This window comes from Ferruginibacter sp. (assembly GCF_031430955.1).
In the GTDB taxonomy this organism is placed as follows: domain Bacteria; phylum Bacteroidota; class Bacteroidia; order Chitinophagales; family Chitinophagaceae; genus Ferruginibacter.
This window is the reverse complement of the sequence record NZ_JANPCM010000281.1, coordinates 1-3,694: the sequence shown is the minus strand read 5'-3', so window position 1 is coordinate 3,694 and position 3,694 is coordinate 1. Positions and strand designations below refer to the sequence as shown.

The following is a 3,694-nucleotide window of genomic DNA, read 5'->3' as shown; positions in this document are numbered from 1 at the left end:
AAAAGAAAATTAAAAAAAATAATGCAGAGGTAAATACATAAAAACGTATTGGGTTTAAATAACTTGCACGCCTGCCCACCATATATTCTGTTGGTAAAAAGCCGGGTTTAGTAATTAATAGTTTAAGAGAACTGAAAAATTTGCCATCAAAATGAGTAATATCCTGGAAAAAATGCGAAATTAAATGCCATACCGTTTCTTTAGGTTCAATATTTTCCTGACCGCAAATATGGCAATATTTACCCTGTACCTGTGCATTACAGTTTAAACATTTTTTTTCTTTTCGCTCTGATAGATGACTCAAGTGTTAATTAATTTTGTTAAAAATAATAAAGTTTAGCGGCTTATGCATTTATGGTACAATTTAAGTTAATAAAAGATAGTTACTTTTGCCAAAGAAAAAATAATTCATGATAAAAACAGTTTTTGCATCCGCAGTAATCTTCGTTTTCTCTTTTAGCGCCAGTGCACAATATTATTACAAAGATATTTTAAGTAATAACCAGTTAATTGCCGAGATGGCGCAATTGAGGGAGCAAAAAATAAAAAGCATCAGCTTAAAAAGTTTTGAAGATGATGGCAGCCCAAGTGAAGGTTTTTTTTGCGAAAAAAAAATCAACAGGAATTACACTGCCGTGGAAACACTTACAAAATCAAATGTAACCGGTGCTTCTGAATTTACTTCTACCTTTAATGATAAAGCGCTTTTATTGCAAACACTCGACAGTTCGGATATATCTTCCAGCACATCAACTTACACTTATACCGGCAGCAATAAAATAAAAAGTATTGTATCAATTATACGCAGCAGTGATGATGATTTTAAAAATGAAATAAGAGAAGAGCATATTTATGAATACAACGATAAAGATTTGCCCGTAAAAATGACCCGTATAAAAAACAATACAGACAGTACCAGTTTTGTTTTTTCTACAGATGACAATAATAATGTAAGCATAGAAAAAAATACTAAAACCGGCGATACCTATTATTATTACTACGATAATAAAAACAGGATCACCGATGTAGTGCGTATGAACCAGTTTAACCAGAAAATGCTGCCCGATTATATTTTTGAATACAATACTGCTGGTTTAATTGCTCAAATGACCACTACCGAAGAGGGCGGCAGTTATTATTTTATCTGGAGATATACTTATGATAACGGCCTGCGTATAAGAGAAAAATGCTACTCTAAAGAAAAAAGATTGATGGGTACTATTGAGTATGAGTATAAGTAGTAATTTGTAAATGGTGAATGGAGAGTTGTGAATAAAACAGGTTTACTGATTTTTAGACTGTAAAGATTATTTTTTTTTACTTTTTTAATTACAATTGTTTCTCATTTCAATTAAAAGTAATTGCGATTTTTTACCAAGCGCCATTCCGGGCTGGCTGGCATATTCAGTATCTAATGCACGCATTTGCTGCTGCAATACTGTAAGCCTTGCAAGCCTGGAAGAGCTGCAGGCTAACTTTTGCTCAGCACTTTGAGATGTGCCACGGTTAAGCGCTTCCTGAGCTTCACAAATATTTAATTCTGCCTCAAGTATACCAACATAAACTGATGTTAGTGGATCCATCATACCTGCGTAAGCTTTTTGTGTTACCGAATCCTGAAAAGTATTACCATGGCTTGAGTTAGTAAGATTTTCTTCCTGCCTTCTTAATTCCTCTCTTTCAAAATTTACAATTGCCATGCGTTGCGATTGACAGGTACGTGCCCTTTGTGCACTTGCCGCATGCCGCTCCACACGCTCTCTCTCTTTGTCTAATGCTAATCTTCGGCTTATTATAAATTCATCTTCTTCTATTTTGTACCCGGTAGCGTTAAAGCAGGCCATGGCCTGATCAATATTTTTTATGGTACTCCGGTTACTTCCTGTCTGCATTTCCATTATCATAAATACACCTTCTTCGCACCTTACTACACCTACTCCAAATCCGCCAAAAAATTTTTGTATGTGTAATTTTTCCGGGTACCTGTCCCCATAAATATACCATACAGTAGGCTGGTCGGGTAATTTATATGCCATAGCATTTGCCTTACCATCGCAAAATAATTTACGTATATTTTTTCTTTCAATTGGCGCAGCAGTAAGTGCATCAGTAAGCTGGTATTTATGCGTATTGGTATTGCCGGTAGTTACCCAATGTTCCTGCACACCCTGCTTATTTTTCCGGTTAAAATAACGATAAGCATTGCCCTTATAGCCAAATACCATAAATGAAAAATCAGGCAGCTCGGGCATAATTAAAGTAATGGGTTCGCTACCATCTACTTTACCAGCTTCAAAACCAATATAACCATCTGTTGTATTAAGAAATACACCCTGCTGAATGGTGCCGCCATACACCATTTCTACATGAAGTGTCATATCAAAACAAAAACGTTGCCGGTTGGGTAACAATGTCATTGGCTCTGCGCCAGGCCTCAATATGGGGGCGGAAACCATTCTGGTTCTTATTCCGCTCCAGCTTACGGTATCCGGCCCTGGTGGTTGTGCAGTTATGCTGTTTATCATCAGCAAAAAAAAGTATAAAAATATTATTTGAAATTTTTTCATTACGGTTTAAATTATTTTTTAAGAAAAATTCAGAGTTTAAAAAATTCTACTCTCCGGTTTTTTGCTTTGCCTTGTGCCGATGTATTTTCAGCTACAGGTTGCACTGCACCTTTACCGTCTGTTTGTATTCTGGCATCTTCAATATTATAGTTAGTAATTAAATACTGCTTAACCGCCGCTGCCCTTTTTTTGGAGAGTGCAATATTAGTTGCTGCATTACCATCAATATCAGTATGGCCGATAATTTTTATTTTAAGCGATGCATTACCTTTCATTGCGTCGCCAAACTGGTTAACAATGCTGTACGATTCTTTTTTAATTACATCGCTGTTTACATCAAATAAAATATCATTGGTAACTGCTTTACCTTCTTCCATTAACTGCTTAATCAACAAACTCCTGGCATCTGTTTCGGCTGATGCAATGCGGATATTACTAACCAATACGCCAAGCTCCGATGCCGGTATGATATACATATTGCAGAGATAAAAATTATTCCTAAGCTCGGGTGTCAGTGCACGGGGCAGGTCGATTAGTTTTAATTTATCAAAATATACCCTTACCCTTGTTTTATTTATTGCCATACTAACATGCAGTACTTTGTTTGCATAAGATGGCAATGCAAAATCATTTTTATTACCGATAACGTCTTTTAAACCATACTCTACTGTTTTTCCATCGTTTTCATTATACCTGCTGATGCTTACAAAAAATTTATCTTTATAAAAAAGATCTTCTTTTAAAATATCTTTTACAGGTGTAAGACCAAACTGTATGTAAGGCGTGGATCTTTCTGGCTGGGCCTGAAGAAATAAATCAAATTCAATGGTACAATTTTCGGGAAGCTGTTTATCAAGCAGCGGATTAACAATTGTATTATGAACAATATCCAGCCACTTTCCTTCTACTCCATCAATAGTTACAATTTTTCCGCTGCCGTTAGTATTCCATTTTGCAGGGAAATCTGCAAGGGCATCCTGTTTAAAATCATCAAAAAAAATTATGTTGTTGCCTGGCATAAAATCTGAAAAACTATTTACCTGGGCAATACCGGTTGATGGGTTGGTTGCAGGAATTACAGTAACATTTTTACTTGCTGAATTGTTATCTGCCGGTACAGTTTCTTC

The 3,694-nt window shown here is 35.8% G+C and carries 4 protein-coding genes; 1 reads left to right on the top strand and 3 read right to left on the bottom strand.

The window, feature by feature from the left end; all coding sequences use genetic code 11:
- Positions 1 to 304: DUF3667 domain-containing protein (locus tag ACY65O_RS07920; RefSeq protein ID WP_462220316.1), on the bottom strand; the 304-nt coding region annotated here is incomplete at its 3' end.
- A gap of 106 nt (positions 305 to 410) precedes the next feature.
- Between ACY65O_RS07920 and ACY65O_RS07915 the strand changes: the two genes are divergently transcribed.
- The gene (locus ACY65O_RS07915; protein WP_462220315.1) at positions 411 to 1,241 is read left to right on the top strand and encodes a hypothetical protein; all 831 of its coding nucleotides are present in this window, start codon (positions 411 to 413) and stop codon (positions 1,239 to 1,241) included.
- An 84-nt stretch (positions 1,242 to 1,325) separates the two neighbouring features.
- On the opposite strand, the gene ACY65O_RS07910 is transcribed toward ACY65O_RS07915, so the two are convergent.
- Together ACY65O_RS07910 and ACY65O_RS07905 are read right to left on the bottom strand one after the other, a co-directional pair.
- Complete coding sequence (locus tag ACY65O_RS07910) at positions 1,326 to 2,567, bottom strand: hypothetical protein (protein ID WP_462220314.1); 1,242 nt, start codon at positions 2,565 to 2,567, stop codon at positions 1,326 to 1,328.
- A 29-nt stretch (positions 2,568 to 2,596) separates the two neighbouring features.
- Positions 2,597 to 3,694 (bottom strand): OmpA family protein (locus ACY65O_RS07905; RefSeq protein ID WP_462220313.1); only part of this gene is annotated, 1,098 nt, incomplete at its 5' end.